Here is a 19,197-nt window from a genome sequence, read left to right as displayed (position 1 = left end):
CCGTGCTCTTGCCAGTATCCGACCTGTCCCCGTGAGTTCTGTCGCCGGGGCTCGCCCGCAGGGCGATCGCGAGGTTCGGGGGCGGCTGACCGGGCACAGCCGTTCAGGGCTGGTCGTCCGAGGCGGCTGCTCCCCGTCGCGCGGCCGGGTCCGGGAGCGCCTTCGTCATCCCCGGCAGGAAGTCCGTGAACAACTCGTGCACATCGCGGACGAGGGGCCGCAGTACTCGGAAGCGGGCCAGGAGGACGCCCCGCGCGGTGAGGCGGGCGCCGCGCCCGGCCAGCCGGTAGCTGCGCTCACGCCCCTCGGTCCGGTCGAAGATCCAGTACAGCACGAGGCCCATCTGAGAGAGCCACATCAACTCGGGCAGCACCTCCCGCAGTTCCTCCGGCACCTTCGTCTTCGCCCCCGCCAGCACCTCCTTGTGGATGCCGATGGCCTCCACGCGCGCGTGCTCCGACTCCGGGGAGAAGGGACTGAGCGGGCTGTCCGGATCGGCGGCGTTCTTGAAGAACTGCACCGCGAACTCGTGGTACGGGGTCGCGATGTCCAGCCAGGCCTTCAGTACACCCGCGAGACGTGCCTCCAGATCGGTCTCGCGCGCCAGGACCTCCCGCACCGCCACCCGGTGCTCGGCGGCGATCCGGTCGTAGAAGCCCTGGATCAGATGTTCCTTGCCGCCGAAGTAGTAGTAGGCGTTCCCTACGGAGACACCGGCCTCCTTGGCGATCGCCCGCATCGTCGTCTTGTCGTAGCCGCGCTCCTGGAACAGCCGCATCGCGGTCTCCAGGATGAGCGCACGGGTCTGCTCGGACTTGGTGGGCGTACCGCCCTCGTCGGCGCGGTGGTTCTTCGAAGGCACGAACACAGAGCCTAACGAGTGGCGCAGTTGCCGCCGTCACACCCCGGTCCGGTGTACGTCCACCCTCTCGCGGGGTCGTAGGTCCAGCCGTCAGCCATCCGGTAGGCCCCTCCGCCCCACTGCCCCCCGCGCCACTTGGCGGCCGCCAGCGCCGCGCCCTTGGCCAGCTTGGCGCCCGTCGGGGTGCTCAGCCGGTGGGCGAGGGCCCGGTGTCCCCGCAGCGCCCACAGCGTCACGACCCAGGCGGCGGAGCCGCGGTAGACCTGACCGGCGTCACCGACGACGGTGATCTCGTCGAGGGTGGCGCGGTGGTCGAGCCCGGGGAAGCGCCGGCGGGCCTCCTGTGAACCGGCCGGAACCAGTTCCAGCGGCACCAACTTCGGCTGCCCTTTCAGCCAGTCGCACACAAAGGTGCAAAGGGCGCACCCGGCGTCGTACAGGACGGTGAGTCCCCGGACCGGGACGCGCGAGGCGTCCCGGACCTTGGTGGCCGTCACGGCTCAGACCCCCGTCGAGGGCGCGACCCAGCCCTGCGGCTCCACCGGCGGGACCTGCTCTCGCTCCATCACCCCGCGCCGCCTGATCTTGTTGAGCACGTACACGTTGCCCAGGTGCATCACGCCGAGGACCAGCAGGACCACGCCGAGCTTGGTGGACAGGGCCTCGAAGATGCCGCGTGCGTTGTCGATGCTGTCGTGGCTGTTCAGGTACAGCGCGACGAAACCGAGGTTGACGAGGTAGAAGCCCACCACCAGAAGGTGGTTGACGGCGTCGGCGAGCTTCTCGTTCCCGTGCAGGACGTCCTCGAGGAAGATCCGCCCGTTGCGGCTGAGCGTGCGCGCGACCCATACCGTCAGGGCGATGCTGACCAGCAGATAGATGACGTAAGCGATGACCGTGAGGTCCATTGCCCCACCCCTCCTTGAACGCGTTCAAAACGCTGTCGAGAATGACTGTAGCCCTCCTTTTGAACATGTTCAACTCACTCGAACTCGCGCCTGGGGCAACGCAAATGGGCCCCGCTCCGGTTCGAACCGGAGCGGGGCCCATGTCACGCTGGGGCTGCGAGGATCAGAGGCGGCGCGTGATCAGCGCGCGCTTCACTTCCTGGATCGCCTTCGTCACTTCGATGCCGCGAGGGCAGGCCTCGGTGCAGTTGAACGTCGTGCGGCAGCGCCACACGCCGTCCTTGTCGTTCAGGATCTCCAGCCGCTGCTCGCCGGCCTGGTCACGCGAGTCGAAGATGAAGCGATGCGCGTTGACGATGGCCGCCGGGCCGAAGTACTGGCCGTCGTTCCAGAACACCGGGCACGACGAGGTGCAGGCGGCGCACAGGATGCACTTCGTCGTGTCGTCGAAGCGCTCCCGGTCCTCCGCCGACTGCAGACGCTCGCGCGTCGGCTCGTTCGTGTCCTTCGTGATGAGGAAGGGCATGACGTCCCGGTACGCCTGGAAGAACGGCTCCATGTCCACGACCAGGTCCTTGAGGACCGTGAGGCCCTTGATGGGCTCGATCGTGATCGGCTTCTCGGGGTTGATGTCCTTGATCAGCGTCTTGCAGGCCAGACGGTTCCTGCCGTTGATCCGCATGGCGTCCGAGCCGCAGATGCCGTGGGCGCAGGAGCGGCGGAACGTCAGCGTGCCGTCCAGGTCCCACTTGATCTTGTGGAGGCCGTCGAGGACGCGTTCCTTCGGGTCGATCTCCAGCTGGAAGTCTTCCCAGGTCGCCTCCGCCGAGACCTCCGGGTTGAAGCGGCGGACGCGGAAGGTGACCGTGATGTAGGCGGCCGCCTTGGCCTCCGCCTCCACCTTGTCCATAACTGGGGTTGCCATCAGTACTTACGCTCCATCGGCTGGTAGCGGGTCTGGACGACCGGCTTGTAGTCGAGACGGATGGACTCGGTGCCGTCGTCGCCCACCTCGCGGTACGCCATGGTGTGGCGCATGAAGTTGACGTCGTCGCGGTTCGGGTAGTCCTCGCGGTAGTGGCCGCCGCGGGACTCCTTGCGGGCCAGGGCCGACACCGCCATGACCTCGGCCAGGTCCAGCAGGTTGCCCAGCTCGACGGCCTCCAGCAGGTCCGTGTTGAACCGCTTGCCCTTGTCCTGGATCGCCACGTTCTTGTAGCGCTCCCGCAGCTCGGCGATCTTCTCGACCGCCGTCTTGATCGTCTGCTCGGTGCGGAACACCATGACGTTCGCGTCCATGGTCTCCTGCAGCTCGCGGCGCAGCTCCGCCACGCGCTCGGTGCCCGTCGACGACCGCAGCCGCTCGATCTGGTCGACCACCAACTGCGCCGGGTTCTCCGGCAGCTCGACGTAGTTCGCCTTCTGCGAGTACTCGGCGGCCGCGATGCCCGCGCGACGCCCGAAGACGTTGATGTCCAGCAGGGAGTTCGTGCCGAGGCGGTTCGCACCGTGGACGGACACACAGGCGACCTCGCCGGCCGCGTACAGGCCCGGGACCACCGTGGTGTTGTCCGCCAGGACCTCACCCTCGACGTTCGTCGGGATGCCGCCCATCGCGTAGTGCGCGGTGGGCTGGATCGGGATCGGGTCCGTGTACGGCTCGATGCCCAGGTAGGTGCGGGCGAACTCGGTGATGTCGGGCAGCTTGGCGTCCAACTGCTCCGGCGGCAGGTGGGTGAGGTCCAGGTAGACGTGGTCGCCCTCGGGACCGCAGCCCCGACCCTCGCGGATCTCCGTGTAGATGGACCGGGACACGACGTCACGCGACGCCAGGTCCTTCATCACCGGCGCGTACTTCTCCATGAAGCGCTCGCCGTCCTTGTTGCGGAGGATGCCGCCCTCACCGCGCGCACCCTCGGTCAGGAGGATGCCCATGCGCCAGATGCCGGTCGGGTGGAACTGGAAGAACTCCATGTCCTCCAGCGGCAGACCACGGCGGTAGACCGCCGCCTGGCCGTCACCGGTCAGCGTGTGCGCGTTGGAGGTCACCTTGAAGAACTTGCCGCAGCCACCGGAGGCGTAGATCACGGCCTTCGCCTGGAAGACGTGGATCTCGCCGGTGGCCAGCTCGTACGCGACCACACCGGCGGACCGCTTGACGCCGTCCACCTCGGTGATCAGCTGGTCGAGGACGTAGAACTCGTTGAAGAACTCCACGCCCTCCTTGACGCAGTTCTGGTACAGCGTCTGGAGGATCATGTGGCCGGTGCGGTCGGCCGCGTAGCAGGAGCGGCGGACCGGGGCCTCGCCGTGGTTGCGGGAGTGACCGCCGAAACGGCGCTGGTCGATCGTCCCGCCCGGCGTCCGGTTGAACGGCAGGCCCATCTTCTCCAGGTCGAGGACGGAGTCGATGGCCTCCTTCGCCAGGATCTCGGCGGCGTCCTGGTCGACCAGGTAGTCACCACCCTTGACCGTGTCGAAGGTGTGCCACTCCCAGTTGTCCTCCTCCACGTTGGCCAGCGCGGCGGCCATGCCACCCTGCGCGGCGCCCGTGTGGGAGCGGGTCGGGTAGAGCTTCGTCAGCACGGCGGTGCGGCTGCGCTTCGTCGATTCGATCGCGGCGCGCATGCCCGCGCCACCGGCGCCGACGATTACGGTGTCGTACTTGTGGATCTTCATGATTCTCGCAACCCCGTGCCTAGCGGATGTTCGGGTCGAAGGTGAAGATCACCAGCGTGCCCAGCAGGATGGTCCACACCGTGGCGGTGTACAGCAGGCCCTTGAGCCACAGGCGCGTGTTGGTCCGCTCCGCGTAGTCGTTGATGACGGTACGCAGGCCGTTGGCGCCGTGCAGCATCGCGAGCCACAGCATGGCGAGGTCCCAGATCTGCCACCACGGGGACGCCCAGCGGCCGGCCACGAAGGCGAAGCCGACCTTGGACACGCCGCCGTCGAGGACGAGCTGGATGAGCAGGTGGCCGAGGACCAGGACGACCAGGACGATGCCGGACAGGCGCATGAACAGCCAGCCGTACATCTCGAAGTTGCCACGGGTGGACTTCGGGGTCTTCTTGGTCCGCTTGCGCGGCGGCTCGATGACCGGCGCCGGGTTGTCGACGTCGTAGAGCGCGGCGCCCTCCACGGGGCCGATGCCGGAGGCGGTGGTCTCAGTCGTGGACATGCGCGTCAGCTCCCGAACAGTTCACGAGCGGCGTGGCCGAGAACGGGGTAGATGGCCCCGAGCATCAGCACGACCCAGACGCCGACGACGGTCCAGAGCATCTGCTTCTGGTAGCGCGGGCCCTTCGACCAGAAGTCGACGGCGATGACACGCAGACCGTTGAGGGCGTGGAAGAGGATGGCGGCGACCAGACCGTACTCGAGCACGGCGACGATCGGCGTCTTGTACGTGGCCACGACCTTGTCGTAGGCCTCGGGGGAGACACGCACGAGAGCGGTGTCAAGCACGTGTACGAACAGGAAGAAGAAGATGAGGACGCCGGTGACTCGGTGAGCCACCCAGGACCACATTCCTTCCCGGCCGCGGTACAGCGTTCCAGCCGGCACGGAAGAACCCTCCGGGAGCGGGGACTAGGGCCGCGCCGGCTTCTGTGTCGGTCGGGCCCGGCCGGGTACGGTCCACCGGCCCCCAGCATCCTAGCGACGGCTGACCATGGTGCTTACGGCGGGTCTGCCTGTGTGATCAAACTGGCACGCAAAGGGGCACGGACGGGCTACTCGCGGGCCTTGGGGGCAGGGGATTCGCCTATGTGTCGGGTGTCCGGCGGAGGCGGTCGGTCGCACGCCCTAGTGGGAGCCCCGTATCAGGCGCGTCAGCCTTCCCCGGGCCAGGCGGCGGAGTTCCTCGGCCGCCAGCAGGCGCTCTTCCTCCCGGTCGTTGGCCAGTCGTGACCGGATGGCGGCCAGGACCTGGTCGGCTTCCTCCTCGGGCGCGACGTCGTCCAGACAGATGACGAACATGTGCCCGAAGCGACTCTCGTAGGCCGCGTGCGCGGCGCTGAGGGCCGTACGAGCGGCGGAGTACGTGTCGTCGGGCAACAGGGTGGGCGGCTCGGCGGCCAGGGCCTCGACGACGTCGGCGGGCGCGAGGTCGTACACCGCCTCGTCGGCGGCGGCCAGCAGGGAGCTGACGTCCGGGTAGGGGCGGTGCTCGGCGATGCGGTGGGCCCAGCGCGGACTGCCGCAGCAGCTCAGCAGGGCGCGCCGGGTCTCGTCGGCGGCCGCGGAGTTGAACTGCTGCAGGCCCGTGAGGGGCTGTGGGCGCTGCCGCGTCGGCGGGACGGTGCGGCCGGGGAGGGGCGGAAGACGGTGCGAAGGCAGCGTGAATCCTCGGCGGAGGGCAGGCGTGACGTCCTGGGGACGGCACGTGCGGGTCGGCAGGGGAAGGCGCGGGGGATGTGGCGTCACGTTATCGACGGTGGTCGGCCGACTGTCCATCGACTGAAAGGATTTCACCCGGACGGAAGAGTTCCGGAACGGTTGGTGGACGGCCCGAGTGGTCAAGGGCCTTAGTTTCGGAAAAGGGGGTCATGTACGGAGGTGAGTGATATGCGGGACACAGTCGGACGAATGCATATACGTACGGGTGTGGTGGGTGAGGCGCGACGGAGATGCAGGGGCGTGACGAGAGGTGGGACGCGGTGACCGGCCGCAGGCGGCGGGTTCCGGACAGGAAGACGTCCCGGAAGCGCGACGGGTTGCTGCTGGGTGCCACGGTCGTCGTCGCGGGCGCCGTCGCGGCGACCGTGGCGCTCTGGCCGTCCGGAGGTGGCTCGCCGACCGGCACCGGGGCCTCGGTGGGCACCGCTGCCGCCCCGTCACCGACCAGGTCGTACCCCCTGTCGCAGAGCCCCCGCACGATTCCCGCCGTCCGTGAGCACGTCCCCGCGCGCGGGCCGGGCTGGCGGCCCGCCTCCGGCGCCCGTGTGGTCGTCGACGGCGATTCCCTCGCCGACACGGGGAAGCTGCTGGCCGGCGAACTGGGGATGGCGTACGCGGGGCGTACCGGTGCCCGTGACGGCGATGTCGAGCTGGGCGTGGCCGGGAGCGGCGACCGCGAGTCGTACACGATGACCGTCCAGGGCGGCCGGGTGAAGATCACCGGTCCGGGCGAGGCGGGCGTCTTCTACGGCACCCGCACCCTCAAGCAGGAGGTGCGCCAGGGCGGCACGGCCCCCGAAGGTGTCGTCCGCGACGCGCCGGCCAAGCCCCGGCGCGGGTTCATGGTGGACATCGCGCGCAAGCCCTACTCGGCCGGCTGGATCGAGGACCGCGTACGGGAACTGGGCGACCTGAAGTACAACGAACTCGGTCTGCACTTCTCCGACGACCAGGCCTTCCGCATCGAGTCCTCCTCGCACCCGGAGATCGTCTCCGGGCAGCACCTCAGCAAGGCGGAGGTCAAGAAGATCGTCGACCTCGCCGCGAGCCGGCACATCACCGTGGTGCCCGAGATCGACTCGCCGGGCCACCTCGGCGCGGTGATCGCCGCACACCCCGACCTCCAACTGCGTAAGGCTTCCGGTACGGCCGTGCGCGGGGCGGTCGACATCTCCAAGCCCGCGGCCGCGAAGATCGTGGACGACCTGCTGAACGAGTACGCGGGCCTGTTCCCCGGCTCCTACTGGCACCTCGGCGGCGACGAGTACCAGGCGCTGATGGTGTCGAACCCGGCCGCGTCCTTCCCGCAACTCGCCGCCGCGGCGAGGGCCAGGTTCGGGCCTCAGGCCGGCGTCGCGGACCTCGCGACCGGCTGGATGAACGACCGCGCGGACGTGATGCGCGGGCACGGCCGGACGATGCGTGCCTGGAACGACGGCTTCTACCGGTCGAGCGGGGTGTCGCCGGCCAAGGACCTCGAAGTCGCCTACTGGACCGGCAAGGAGATCGGCGCCCGGCAGCCGGCGGAGTATCTGGGCTCCGGCCGCAAGCTGATCAACTACAACGACGAGTACCTCTACTACGTGCTCGGCCAGCCGCAGACCTTCGTCTATCCCACGGGGCAGCGGATCTACGAGCAGTGGACCCCGCGCGTGCTGCGGGGTACCACGGCGGTGCCGGAGCGCTACGACGCGCAGATTCTCGGCGGCGTGTTCGCGGTCTGGTCCGACCTCGCCAACTCGCAGACCCAGGACCAGGTGGCGGCCGGGGTCCGGATGCCGCTGCGGGCGACGGCCCAGAAGCTGTGGGATTCAAGGACCCCGTCGCTGTCCTGGGCCCAGTTCAAGGCGCTGGCGGACCGGTTGGGCTGAGGCGCACGGCCGGTGCGGGACACCCGGCCTCCGGATTGTCCGATTCCGGGGGCGGGGTCCCGTACGTCTGTGATGTATTCGCTCGCAGGCCGGACAGCCAGACCAGGGGGAACGAGCATGGACTACTGGGGGTACTACATCGTCGGCCGAAGCGAGCGGCCCCTCGCGGAACTGGGCGCGCTGGCCGGGGCGCAGGACATGACGCTGCTGCGGAGGGCGCCCGGCGGCTGGCAGGTGTGGCGGTATCCGAGCGGCGACGGCTCCATCGGCAGCATGAACGCGCTCGCCGAGGAGACCGGCGCGCCCGCCCTGTTCGGGTACGTCATGAACGGCGACTGCGTGGCCGTCGAGGCCGCCGCGCCGCGGAGCGGGGCGTGGACGGCGTGTCTGGTGCGCGGCGCCATGGCCGGGTACGTCGCGGGCGGCAGCGGGGACGAAGGACTCGGCCTCGACGACTACTTCCTCCCGCCGCGTGACGCCGCGGAGCGGGCGGTCGGCTGGGCCGCGGAGGCGGGGCACGAGGTTGCCGCCGGGCAGGTGGCCGAGGTACTGGAGGCCGGCCCGGGACCGGACGGCGAGGGGGCCGAGAGTCTTTTCTTCGACCTTCTCGACCGGCTCGGCGTGGTCCCCCTGTGACACTCCCGCTCCGTCGCGGACCGTGGGCCGCGACGTCCGCGCGGGGGAGTGGAGAAGGAGGAGCGGAACGCGAGGCGTTCGCGCCTCTTCGCGGTGCCGCTTCGGTCCGCCGGTGGCAACGGCCGGGGCCGCCACCCCCCACAGGAGAGGCCCCGGCCGTCGCGCGGTACGGGTCGCGTGGCGGCCCGTACTCTCTACAGCGCCACGGGTGCGTTTTCTGTCACACCTCACGGCGTCACGGGTCGGTCGTACGGTGTTCGGACATGGACGTACAGCGGTTTCAACCCGTAACGTGCCGTTCGCGCCGACCGCGGACGACCAGCAAACGGGTGATAGCAACCGCCGCACACCACGAGCGGCCTCAGAGCGAGACCAACGATGTGGGATCACGACAGCGATGACCGGGACCGCGGGCGCGGTACCGGCACAGGCGCACAGAGGGGCTGTTCGGGCTGGTGGGGGACGACGCGGAGTTGACGGCCGCGGTGCTTGCGGCGCGGGACGGGGACGAGACCGCGTTCCGGACCGTGTACCGGGCTGTGCATCCGCGGCTGTTCGGATACGTGCGCACGCTCGTCGGTGAGCCGGACGCGGAGGACGTCACCTCCGAGGCATGGCTGCAGATCGCCCGTGACCTGGAGCGGTTCAGCGGTGACGCCGACCGGTTCCGCGGCTGGGCCGCCCGGATCGCCCGCAATCGCGCGCTCGACCACATACGGATGCGGGGGCGCCGTCCCGCGGTAGGCGGCGACGAGACAGAACTGACCGGGAAGCCCGCCGAGTCGGACACGGCCGGTGAGGCCATCGAGGCTCTCGACACCAGACGTACGCTCTCCCTCATCGCCCAACTCCCGCAGGACCAGGCCGAGGCCGTGGTACTCCGCGTGGTCGTGGGACTGGACGCCAAGACCGCCGCCGAGACGCTCGGCAAGCGACCCGGCGCCGTCCGTACGGCCGCGCACCGCGGTCTGAAGCGGCTCGCGGAGCTGCTCGGCGCGGGGCCCGAGACGGATCCGGAATCGACGGGCGCGCTCGGCGCGATGCCTCCCCAGCGGGATGCGTATCGACGCGCGGTGTCGTCCGCCGGTGTGACGCATTTGCGTTCGCGGACGCAGAAGGACATGTGATGGCCGACGAGCAGTACGGGTGGCTGGATAGTGACGCGGCAGAGCGTCTGCTGCGCGGAGAGCCGCTGGACGCCGTTGACGCCGACACGCGCGCACACGCCGCCAGGATCGCCGAGGCCCTGGCCGCACTCGCCGACACGCCGCCGCTCGGCACCGAACTACCAGGTGAGGACGCCGCGTTGGCCGCGTTCCGGGCCGTACGGGCGAACGGGAAAGAGGAAGGGGCGGCGCTCGGCCGGCCCACCCGTCGGCATGCCGCCGTCCCGTCCGCCGACGCCGGGCTCGTCCGCCTCGGGCGTCCTGTCGAGAGCGGGTGCCGGATTCGCTGGGGACGCCCGGTGCGGCTCGGGCTGGCCGCCGCGCTCGCCGCCGGAATGATCGGCGGGGTCGCGGTGGCCGCCGGAACCGGAGTCCTGCCGACGCCGTTCGACGAAAAGCCGGGACCCGCCACGTCCGTGTCGGCCGCCGCGACACCGCGGCAGCCCCTGCACACCCCGACGTCCGGCGGACCGGAGACCGGTGGATCCCCGACGCCGACGCCCGGCGCCACGACCGGCGTGCCCGAGCGGAGCGGCTCCTCCGACGACGAGGCGAGCGACGGCTCGGACGTGACCGGGCGGCCGGACTCCGCCGATGACCGCGCCGAGGGCCGGTCCCGCGCGTGGCCGACCGCGGTGCGGTCGTCCTGCCGTGACATGGCCGACGGCCGGGAACTCGGCGCGGAGCGGTTGCGCAACCTGGAGGACGCCGCCGGCAGCAGCGGCCGGGTCAAGTTGTTCTGCAGGGCAGTCCTGGGCGCCGGCCGTTCGGGCGCCGACAGTGACACGGGCCAGAACAAGAACGGCCAGGACGGTAACCATCAGGGCCACGACGGCCAGGGCAACGGCGAGGGCGACCAGGGCGGCGACCAGGGTGGCAACGACGGTGACGGTGAGAGCCACATACGGCCGGGGAGCGACGAGGTGACCGCCACCCCGTCCGCCACACGCCACGCCCTGACCCCGGTCCCGCCGAGGGCGACGGAGTCCCCGCGCCCCACGTACAGCGGGCTGAGTAGCCCCGAGGTGCCGTGACCTCCTGGGCGGGCGACCCCACCTCACCCCGCTGACCTGCGGCTTCTTGGTCCTCTCCCTGCTCTTCGGCCCGGGTGTGACGTTTTCGGTCGCGGTGGCGCAGTACTGAGTGAGCCGACTGGTCATCGGCCGTCGCACAGAGCCGGGGGTTCCCCCCGTACCCACGGCTCGGTGCACCCTGGCGCGGGCGGGACACGTTCCCCCGGTCCCGCCCGCGCCCACCTCGCCCGAGACTCGTCGGGCCTCACCAGTAGACGACGACCTTGTCGCCGTTCCGCACCTCGGAGAACAGCGCCGCGATCGCGACCTCGTCCCGTACGTTCACACACCCGTGTGAGCCTCCGGCGTAGCCGCGTGCCGCGAAGTCGTACGAGAAGTGCACCGCCTGACCGCCGCTGAAGAACATCGCGTACGGCATGGGCGCGTCATAGAGGGTGGACACGTGGTGGCGTGACTTCCAGTAGATGGTGAACACGCCCTCGCGCGTGGGCGTGTACCGCGCGCCGAACCGGACCGCCATCGTCGAGACCGTCTGCCCGTCGATCATCCAGCGCAGTGTCCGGGTCGTCTTGTTGATGCACAGCACCCTGCCTGTCATACAGCGAGGGTCCGGCGCGGCGGCCGGCTGCCCGCCCATCAGATACAGCTCCCACTTGCCCGGTCGGTGCGTCATCTTCAGCAGCCGCTGCCAGGTGACGGAGTCGACCTCGCCCGTCCGCGGCAGCCCGCGCCTGCCCTGGAAGCCCTTGACGGCGTTCTCGGTCAGGTCGTCGTACGTCCCCGTCGGCCCGTCGAACAGCCAGGCGACCTGCCGCAGCCGGGCCTGCAGCTCACGGACGCCCGGCCCCGAGTCCCCGCGCGCCCACAGCACGGCGGCCGAGGTCCCCGGGGTGGGCGCGGTGCTCGGCGTGCCGCTGCGGGACGGGGCGTGCGGTACCTCGATGTGCACCGGTGAACGGTGCTTCCCGTCCCCGCCCCCGGCGTCCACCGCCGGTGCCGTGCAGCCCGCCGTCGCGGCGAGCACGGCGACTGCGCCAAGTGCGACCAGTGATCTTCCCGTGCCCTCGGTACGCATACAGACCCCGTCGTCTCACCGGTCACCGGATGTCCCGTCCTTGCCGCCGGACACGGTGCCGGTGACACATTGCCGGAGATTTTCCACCGAGAGGCTTCCCACCCGTGACCGTCGGCGAACTACGGGGCATGGTTGTGAGCAAGGTCCCAGCCTGCGACTCTCCACCGGGGCGCACGGCCACCGCTACAGTCCGTCGCGAGGGTCGTCTGTACTGGCGGGTAACGAAGCCAGGGCACCAAGCCGAGTATCGAAGCAACGCGGAGGCACACACCATGGCGCGCGAGTCGGAGTCCGGACTGCCCATCGAGCCGGTGTACGGGCCGGGGGCCCTGGACGGCTGGGACCCGGCCGAGAAGCTGGGTGAGCCGGGCGCGTACCCGTTCACCCGGGGGGTGTACCCCTCGATGTACACGGGGCGTCCGTGGACGATGCGCCAGTACGCCGGGTTCGGTACGGCGACGGAGTCGAACGCACGGTACCGGCAGTTGATCGCGAACGGCACGATGGGTCTGTCGGTGGCGTTCGACCTGCCCACCCAGATGGGCCACGACTCGGATGCGCCGATCGCGCACGGTGAGGTCGGCAAGGTCGGGGTGGCGATCGACTCGGTCGAGGACATGCGGGTGCTGTTCGACGGGATTCCGCTGGACAAGGTGTCCACCTCGATGACGATCAACGCGCCGGCCGCTGTGCTGCTCCTGCTGTACCAACTGGTGGCCGAGGAGAAGGGGATCGCGGCCGACCAGCTGACCGGCACGATCCAGAACGACGTGCTGAAGGAGTACATCGCCCGAGGCACCTACATCTTCCCGCCGAAGCCGTCGCTGCGTCTGATCGCGGACATCTTCAAGTACTGCAAGGCCGAGATCCCGAAGTGGAACACGATCTCGATCTCCGGCTACCACATGGCCGAGGCGGGGGCGTCGCCCGCGCAGGAGATCGCGTTCACGCTGGCGGACGGCATCGAGTACGTGCGCACGGCGGTCGCGGCCGGCATGGACGTGGATGACTTCGCGCCGCGTCTGTCGTTCTTCTTCGTGGCGCGGACGACGATCCTGGAGGAGGTTGCCAAGTTCCGTGCGGCGCGCCGGATCTGGGCGCGGGTGATGCGGGAGGAGTTCGGGGCGAAGAACCCCAAGTCGATGATGCTGCGTTTCCACACGCAGACGGCGGGGGTACAGCTGACGGCGCAGCAGCCGGAGGTGAACCTGGTCCGGGTGGCGGTGCAGGGCCTGGCGGCGGTGCTGGGCGGTACGCAGTCGCTGCACACGAACTCTTTCGACGAGGCGATCGCGCTGCCGACGGACAAGTCCGCACGGCTGGCCCTGCGTACGCAGCAGGTGCTCGCGTACGAGACGGATGTGACGGCGACGGTGGACCCCTTCGCGGGCAGTTACGTCATCGAGAAGATGACGGACGAGGTCGAGGCCGCGACGCTGGAACTGATGGGGAAGGTCGAGGAGCTGGGCGGCGCGGAGGCCGCGATCGAACGCGGCTTCCAGAAGAGCGAGATCGAGCGCAACGCGTACCGGATCGCGCAGGAGACGGACGCGGGCGAGCGGGTGGTCGTCGGGGTCAACCGTTTCCAGCTCGACGAGGAGGAGCCCTACGAGCCGCTGCGCGTCGACCCGGCGATCGAGGCCCAGCAGGCGGAACGCCTCGCGAAGCTGCGCGCGGAGCGGGACCAGCCGGCAGTGGACACGGCGCTGGCCGACCTGAAGAAGGCCGCGGAGGGCACGGACAACGTGCTCTACCCCATGAAGGAAGCGCTGAAGGCCCGGGCGACCGTGGGCGAGGTGTGCAACGCGCTGCGCGAGGTGTGGGGGACGTACGTGCCGGCGGACGCCTTCTGAGCTGGGCGATTCCTTCGTACGGGTGATCGGGGGCGGAATCCGCCCGCCCCCGGTTACGCTCGTGAAGAGTGAGCCCCCGAAAGGGAGGATGCCGTGCCTGTAATGCAAGACGAGCTGACGTTGGGCGAGGCCGCCGACCTGCTCTCCCGTGCACTGCCTGGGCACCGCGTGGAGATTCTCCAGGGGAGGCTCACTGTGACACCGCCGCCGGACGGCTCGCATGCGCTGTCGTTGACCAAGGCGTGCCGCGCGCTCGAACGCGCCGGTATCGACGGAAGCGGGGCTGACTGGGCTCAAGGCGTCGGCCTCTGGCTGCCCACGCTGCCCGAGGACTTCGCGATCCCGGACCTGTCAGTGCTTGACGAGGACTTCCGTGACGCCCACGTCAGGAAGAACTACTACGCCCCGAACGTCTTCCGTCTGGTCGTGGAAGTGACGTCTTCGAATTGGGCGGACGATCTGGGGCCCAAGGTCGAGTGCTACGCCGAGGCGGGTATCCCCGCCTATCTCATCGTCGACCGCAAACATGACGAGGTATTGCTCTACATCGACCCGGCTGACGGCAAGTATCCCGATCCGCAGCGTTTCGAGCGAGGCCAGAGCGTACCCCTGCCGGAGATCATCGGGGTCCGCGTCGAACTGTCCGTGGACACGCTCCTCGACGGCTGACCCCTCGTCTCACCTCGCGAAACGTGGAGAGGAGTGTCGTACCCCCGTGCGACACTCCTCTCCATGTTCGGTGTCATCGATCTCCCCACCTACCTGGCGGGTCTCGTCCTCATCATCCTGCTTCCCGGGCCCAACTCCCTGTACGTCCTTTCCGTTGCCGCGCGGCGCGGTGTGCGAGCCGGGTACACGGCCGCGGCCGGGGTCTGGTGCGGGGACACGGTGCTGATGACACTGTCCGCGGCGGGAGTCGCCTCGCTGCTCAAGACGAACGACGTGCTGTTCGGGATCGTGAAGTACGCGGGGGCCGGTTACCTGACCTGGCTGGCCATCGGCATGTTGCGGGCCGCGTGGGGGACGTGGCGGGCGCGGCGGGAGAAGGCCGTGGAGGAGACCCCGGCTGCCGCAACCGCCACCGCCGCGGAGCGGCCCTACCGCCGCGCCCTCGTCGTCAGCCTGTTCAATCCCAAGGCGATCCTCTTCTTCATCGCCTTCTTCGTGCAGTTCGTCGACCCGGGCTACGCCTACCCGGCGCTCTCCTTCGTCGTCCTCGGCACCTTCGCCCAGTTGGCCAGCTTCCTCTACCTCAGCGCCCTCATATTCAGCGGTACGCGCCTTGCGGCGGCCTTCCGCCGGCGCAAGCGGCTGTCGGCGGGGGCCACTTCGGCCGCGGGCGCCCTGTTCCTGGGCTTCGCGGTGAAGCTGTCGCTGGCCAGCGCGTAGGTGCCGGCTCGGGTCGGCGGAGGCGTTCGCCCACCGGCCCGCCTCAAGACCGTGGTCGCCGCCGGGCAGCGGCGGCCAGCGCTCATCGGCCGGTGCGTCGCTGCCCTGCCCGTACTCAACGGCGCACCGCTGTGCGCAGGGCACGGGCCCGCCGTACGACCCGGCGTGCGGTGGAGTTGCGGGGGAGGAACGCCAGCCGGTCGGGGATGCCGCCGGGCAGCCCGAGCGCGGTGAGCCGACGGCGTTTGAAATAGCGCTGGGTGTGCGGGCCGAAGTGCTGGGAGAGGAAGCGTTGCGCTGCCGGACGCAAGTCCGGGTGGATCTGCGGCTGCATGGTGAAGCCGACGGCGGTGACGAGACCGGTGAGCGTGTCGGCCGCCATGGTGTCGCTCCCGGGCTTGCCCTCCAGGTCGGGCAGCAGCGCGTCACACAGGGTGACGGGGACGCGGTTGCTGTTCTGGTAGGGCGTCAGACGGTCCAGCAAGGGCTCGGTCCCGATACGGGCGACCGGCAGTCCGTAGCATGCGGAAGCGGTGAACAGCGCGGTCGAGAAACAGCCGACCACCAACGCGGGCCGTGCCCTCTCGAACAGCACCTCGGCGAGAACGGGCAGGTCCAGCACGATGAGGTCCACGCCGAGCCGGTCGGCTTCGGCTTCCAACGTGCGGCTGTAGCGGGCCGGCGCGGTCGGGTGCGGCTTGAAGACGATCGAGCGGTGCCCGCGGGTGACCGCGCCCCACAACATCCGCACGTGCAGGTCTTCCTCCTCCTCGGGGGTGAGGATGTCCAGCGCGGACAGGTACTGGCCGAGCAGGACAGCGGCCTGGTCGGGCAGGGGCGGAAGCTGCGGCACGGCGTCGCCGAGCCGGCTCAGCACCTTCACGAAGGCGTCGGTCGGCACGGTCCGCGCGGGCACGCCGAACTCGGTCAGCAGCAGCGGGGTCAGGCCGGGGACCAGGTCCAGGTGGAGCAGTTGCCGCACACGCGTACCGACCAGCGGGTCGATCTTGTTGCGGGTGGGGCCGTAGCTCATCAGCCCGTCGGCATAGACGTCGATGGGCGCCTCGGTGAACGAGCGGGCGATGGCCAGGGCCGGGTTGACCTGGATGGATTCCATCACCAGGGCCACGCGGTCGTCACCCAGGTCCCACAGCAGCCGCAGATAGCGTTCGACCAGCGGGATGTCGTCGTGGCGCGGTGACCAGGCTCCGGGGTGGAAGGGGCGGATGGCGTCGTTCCAGGACAGTACGGCGTCGAAATGGTCGCGCAGCGAAGCGAAGCCCGGCATCTCGTCGACCGCGGGGGTGGTCTCCGGTGTCGCGGCGTTGTTGCACACCAGCAGCAGACGGCGGTCCGTCCCCGGGAAGCAGCCGGACTCGATCGCGGCGGCCAGGGTGGCGGCGCCGTACAGCGTCGAGGCGCAGAAGATCCGGGTGGTTCGGGACATCAGGCGGCCGCCTTCGCTGTGGTGGCCCGGCGGCGCAGCCGTCGCAGCCTGGAGGCACGGGTCAGGTCCATGGTGTCGAGGACGTCGGTGAGCACTTTCTGGGGCATACGTGTGATCGCCGCGGCACTCATCGTGCGCAACTGCTTGGCCACGCCCGGCTCGAACTTGTCGATCTCCGCCAGATGATGGGCGATGATCGCGCAGTATGTGCGGACCGCCTTCGGCAGCAGCCGGTCGGCCTCGGGGTCGGCCGCGGTCTCCTCGATCACCTGGTCGAAGGCGCGGATGAAGTCGAGCTGGCGCACGTCACCGATCTGCGTGAGGGAACCCGCCACTCCGCGTCGGTAGAAGACGCCCAGCAGGCTCAACACGGCGAACGACTCCGCCTCCCGGTGCAGTTTCCAGATCCACGGCCGGTCCTCGGCCGTGCGCAGACCGTCGGTGAAGTGCAGCAGGCCCTTGTCGAGCAGCCGCCGGTGGTATGCGCCGGCCCAGGCGTAGGGGTAGTCCACCGAGGTCGACCGTTCGACGGGAAGTATCGCCTCGCGCGGGTCCATCACCTCCCGGCGCCGCCCGTGCGGCGCCCGGCGCACGGTTCGGGCACGTGCCGTGGCCTGCACATGATCGGTACGGACGAAGTCGCAGCCCAGCTCCTCGATGGCCGTCACGAGCTCACCGAGGTAGCCAGGAGCGAGCCAGTCGTCGCCGTCCAGGAACGTCAGGTATTCGCCCTGCGCCGCGTCCAGGCCGGTGTTGCGCGCGGTGGCGAGTCCGCCGTTCTCCGCACGGCGGATGTAACGCACCGTGGCGACGTCCGAAAGCCCCTCGGCGGCCCGTTCGAGAATGACCGGCGTGTCGTCTCTCGAATGGTCGTCGACCAGGATGAATTCGAATTCGGGCCGGGCGTTGAGGCGAAGGCTTCTCAGCGTGTCAGGCGCGTATTGCTGCACGTTGTAGAAGGGCACGATCACAGAAAGCTTGGGCACCCGGGAAAGCGTAGGAGGTCGCCCGGCTCGCTAACTTGCCGGTGAACCTACGGGCGATGAACTCGACGTGTCGAATCGGTGCACCGCTCGCGCTCTCCGGGCTTCATCGGGCCGGTTCGCTTTTCGGTGAGACGCTGTTAACTGTTTGTTGAGTCGAGGTTGGCTCATACCTAGGAATTGCTTCCTAGCGTCTCGGACGTGCCAGCCAGTCATACGAAGCCCTTGCGGATCGCCGTACTCGCGGACTCCGACACCCGGTGGAAATGGGGTGCGCTGACCGCGCGCCGTCTCACCGCGGAGCCGTCCACGGGAGCCGGGCCGCACGGTGGCGCGCGAGGTGCCCCCCGCCTGACCGGCTTCCTCCTGCGAGGCCGTGCCACCCCCACCGCCCGTCAGCTCCAAGAGGTCGGCGTCCGCGCGGACCTCCTCCGTGAGGTCACCACCGTCGAGTTCCTGCGCGAGATGGCCAAGGAGTCGTACGACGTCCTCGTGCTCGCCCTCGTCGGCGGCACGGTCCAGGCGATGCTGCACGGACTGGCCCACGTCTGGCAGGGGCGCACCGAGCGGCCCGTGGTCGTCACCGGCTATGTCGGCGTCGTCTATGAGAAGCTCGCCGACGGCCTGCTGCTGCGGCACGGCGCGGACCTCGTCCTCGCCAACTCCCGCCAGGACGCCGAGCGCTTCCGGAGCGTGTACGAAGGAGTGGGTGCCGACGCCTCCTCGGTGACCGAGGTGGCGCTGCCCTTCCTCGGCGGTGCGCCCTACGAGAAGAGGGACCCCCGTACGGTCGTCTTCGCCGCACAGCCCTCCGTTCCGGTGACCCGCGAGGACCGTTCATACCTGCTGGACCGGCTGATCCAGCACGCGCGCCGGTACCCCGAGCGCGAGGTGCTGCTCAAACTGCGGTCCAAGCCGGGCGAACACACCACGCACATCGAGGAACTGCCCTACCAGAAGCTGGCCCGGAGACAGGACCCGCCGGCCAACTTCCGCCTGGTGTACGGGAACATGGGCCAGATCCTGGACCGCACCGACCTGCTGGTCACGGTCAGTTCGACGGCCGCGCTGGAGTCACTGCACCGACGCATCCCCACCGCCGTCCTGACCGACCTCGGAGTGCGGGAGGCACTCGGCAACCACCACTTCGTGGGCTCCGGCTGCCTGGCCTCCTGGGACCAGCTCGACGCCGGGCACGAGCCCGTACCGGACCCGCGGTGGGTGGCCCGCCAGGGCGTGGCCGCCGGGAGTCCCCCCACTGAGCCAGGGGCGTACACCGTCGCCTTCGACGCGGCACGCCGACGCGTCACCGAACTGCTCACCACAGGTGAACTCCCGCCGCTCGAGCCCTACTACACCCCCGTCACCGCGCCCGGCTATCTGCCCGGCGTCCTCGCCCGCCACCACCTCGCCCCGGACGGCAGCCCGCTGCCGGGCGCACCGGCCGCCGGCAAGGCGCCCGGCCCGGTACGCCAGATCGTCCGCCGCGCCGCCCGCGGCGCCTACCGCCACGGAGTGCAGCGCGTGGCGCCAGTGATCCGGCGGATGGGGGAGCTGTGAGCGAGCGGATAC

General features: G+C 69.7%; 19 protein-coding genes. 8 read left to right on the top strand and 11 right to left on the bottom strand.

Features of this window, described 5'->3' with window-relative positions; all coding sequences use genetic code 11:
• Positions 1-103 precede the first annotated feature (103 nt).
• From ACWDEX_RS15725 to ACWDEX_RS15690, 8 genes are all read right to left on the bottom strand, one after another.
• Entirely contained in the window at positions 104-862 is a 759-nt protein-coding gene (locus ACWDEX_RS15725; RefSeq protein WP_450463915.1) for a TetR family transcriptional regulator, read from the bottom strand.
• Positions 863-873: 11 nt separating this feature from the next.
• Positions 874-1,359 carry a thiol-disulfide oxidoreductase DCC family protein gene (locus ACWDEX_RS15720; RefSeq protein ID WP_450463914.1) on the bottom strand — a complete coding sequence of 162 codons (486 nt, stop codon included), beginning with the start codon at positions 1,357-1,359 and terminating at the stop codon, positions 874-876.
• Between the two features lie 3 nt (positions 1,360-1,362).
• Positions 1,363-1,770: a hypothetical protein gene (locus ACWDEX_RS15715; RefSeq protein WP_450463913.1), complete on the bottom strand. Its 408-nt coding sequence runs from the start codon at positions 1,768-1,770 to the stop codon at positions 1,363-1,365.
• Positions 1,771-1,933: 163 nt separating this feature from the next.
• The gene (locus ACWDEX_RS15710; protein WP_450463912.1) at positions 1,934-2,695 is read right to left on the bottom strand and encodes a succinate dehydrogenase iron-sulfur subunit; all 762 of its coding nucleotides are present in this window, start codon (positions 2,693-2,695) and stop codon (positions 1,934-1,936) included.
• Positions 2,695-4,449, bottom strand: a complete 1,755-nt coding sequence (sdhA, locus tag ACWDEX_RS15705) for a succinate dehydrogenase flavoprotein subunit (protein WP_450463911.1) — start codon at positions 4,447-4,449, stop codon at positions 2,695-2,697. Before sdhA ends, ACWDEX_RS15710 begins: the two co-directional genes overlap by 1 nt.
• A 19-nt stretch (positions 4,450-4,468) precedes the next feature.
• The gene (locus ACWDEX_RS15700) at positions 4,469-4,951 is read right to left on the bottom strand and encodes a succinate dehydrogenase hydrophobic membrane anchor subunit (protein WP_450463909.1); all 483 of its coding nucleotides are present in this window, start codon (positions 4,949-4,951) and stop codon (positions 4,469-4,471) included.
• Between the two features lie 5 nt (positions 4,952-4,956).
• Positions 4,957-5,337 carry a succinate dehydrogenase, cytochrome b556 subunit gene (gene sdhC / locus ACWDEX_RS15695; protein ID WP_079168317.1) on the bottom strand — a complete coding sequence of 127 codons (381 nt, stop codon included), beginning with the start codon at positions 5,335-5,337 and terminating at the stop codon, positions 4,957-4,959.
• A gap of 240 nt (positions 5,338-5,577) precedes the next feature.
• Positions 5,578-6,198, bottom strand: a complete 621-nt coding sequence (locus ACWDEX_RS15690; RefSeq protein WP_450463908.1) for a 2-oxo-4-hydroxy-4-carboxy-5-ureidoimidazoline decarboxylase — start codon at positions 6,196-6,198, stop codon at positions 5,578-5,580.
• 233 nt (positions 6,199-6,431) lie between these two features.
• Between ACWDEX_RS15690 and ACWDEX_RS15685 the strand changes: the two genes are divergently transcribed.
• The 4 genes from ACWDEX_RS15685 (at position 6,432) to ACWDEX_RS15670 (ending at position 10,878) form a co-directional block, all read left to right on the top strand.
• Positions 6,432-8,042: a beta-N-acetylhexosaminidase gene (locus ACWDEX_RS15685; RefSeq protein ID WP_450463907.1), complete on the top strand. Its 1,611-nt coding sequence runs from the start codon at positions 6,432-6,434 to the stop codon at positions 8,040-8,042.
• A 117-nt stretch (positions 8,043-8,159) separates the two neighbouring features.
• On the top strand, positions 8,160-8,678 hold the full coding sequence (locus ACWDEX_RS15680) for a hypothetical protein (protein ID WP_450463906.1): 519 nt from the start codon (positions 8,160-8,162) through the stop codon (positions 8,676-8,678).
• A gap of 452 nt (positions 8,679-9,130) precedes the next feature.
• A complete protein-coding gene (locus ACWDEX_RS15675; protein ID WP_450464057.1) occupies positions 9,131-9,805 on the top strand; it encodes an RNA polymerase sigma factor in 675 nt (224 codons plus the stop codon).
• A complete protein-coding gene (locus ACWDEX_RS15670; protein ID WP_450463905.1) occupies positions 9,805-10,878 on the top strand; it encodes a hypothetical protein in 1,074 nt (357 codons plus the stop codon). The genes ACWDEX_RS15675 and ACWDEX_RS15670 overlap by 1 nt, the downstream gene beginning before the upstream one ends.
• 244 nt (positions 10,879-11,122) lie before the next feature.
• On the opposite strand, the gene ACWDEX_RS15665 is transcribed toward ACWDEX_RS15670, so the two are convergent.
• Positions 11,123-11,953, bottom strand: coding sequence for a L,D-transpeptidase family protein (locus tag ACWDEX_RS15665; protein WP_450463904.1), 831 nt, complete (start codon positions 11,951-11,953; stop codon positions 11,123-11,125).
• A gap of 272 nt (positions 11,954-12,225) precedes the next feature.
• On the opposite strand from ACWDEX_RS15665, the gene ACWDEX_RS15660 reads away from it, so the two are divergent.
• The 3 genes from ACWDEX_RS15660 (at position 12,226) to leuE (ending at position 15,195) form a co-directional block, all read left to right on the top strand.
• Positions 12,226-13,806, top strand: a complete 1,581-nt coding sequence (locus ACWDEX_RS15660) for an acyl-CoA mutase large subunit family protein (protein WP_450463903.1) — start codon at positions 12,226-12,228, stop codon at positions 13,804-13,806.
• 102 nt (positions 13,807-13,908) lie between these two features.
• The gene (locus ACWDEX_RS15655; protein WP_450464056.1) at positions 13,909-14,475 is read left to right on the top strand and encodes a Uma2 family endonuclease; all 567 of its coding nucleotides are present in this window, start codon (positions 13,909-13,911) and stop codon (positions 14,473-14,475) included.
• A gap of 63 nt (positions 14,476-14,538) precedes the next feature.
• A complete protein-coding gene (gene leuE / locus ACWDEX_RS15650) occupies positions 14,539-15,195 on the top strand; it encodes a leucine efflux protein LeuE (protein ID WP_450463901.1) in 657 nt (218 codons plus the stop codon).
• A 115-nt stretch (positions 15,196-15,310) separates the two neighbouring features.
• Here leuE and ACWDEX_RS15645 read toward each other — a convergent pair whose 3' ends face one another.
• Positions 15,311-16,642 carry an alpha-2,8-polysialyltransferase family protein gene (locus tag ACWDEX_RS15645; RefSeq protein WP_450463899.1) on the bottom strand — a complete coding sequence of 444 codons (1,332 nt, stop codon included), beginning with the start codon at positions 16,640-16,642 and terminating at the stop codon, positions 15,311-15,313.
• Positions 16,642-17,628: a glycosyltransferase family 2 protein gene (locus ACWDEX_RS15640; protein ID WP_450463898.1), complete on the bottom strand. Its 987-nt coding sequence runs from the start codon at positions 17,626-17,628 to the stop codon at positions 16,642-16,644. The genes ACWDEX_RS15645 and ACWDEX_RS15640 overlap by 1 nt, the downstream gene beginning before the upstream one ends.
• A 198-nt stretch (positions 17,629-17,826) precedes the next feature.
• On the opposite strand from ACWDEX_RS15640, the gene ACWDEX_RS15635 reads away from it, so the two are divergent.
• A complete protein-coding gene (locus tag ACWDEX_RS15635; protein ID WP_450463896.1) occupies positions 17,827-19,185 on the top strand; it encodes a DUF6716 putative glycosyltransferase in 1,359 nt (452 codons plus the stop codon).
• The last annotated feature ends 12 nt before the right edge of the window (positions 19,186-19,197 follow it).

It is taken from the genome of Streptomyces sp. NPDC001020 (genome assembly GCF_053599115.1).
This window is presented reverse-complemented; position numbering and strand designations above follow the sequence as displayed.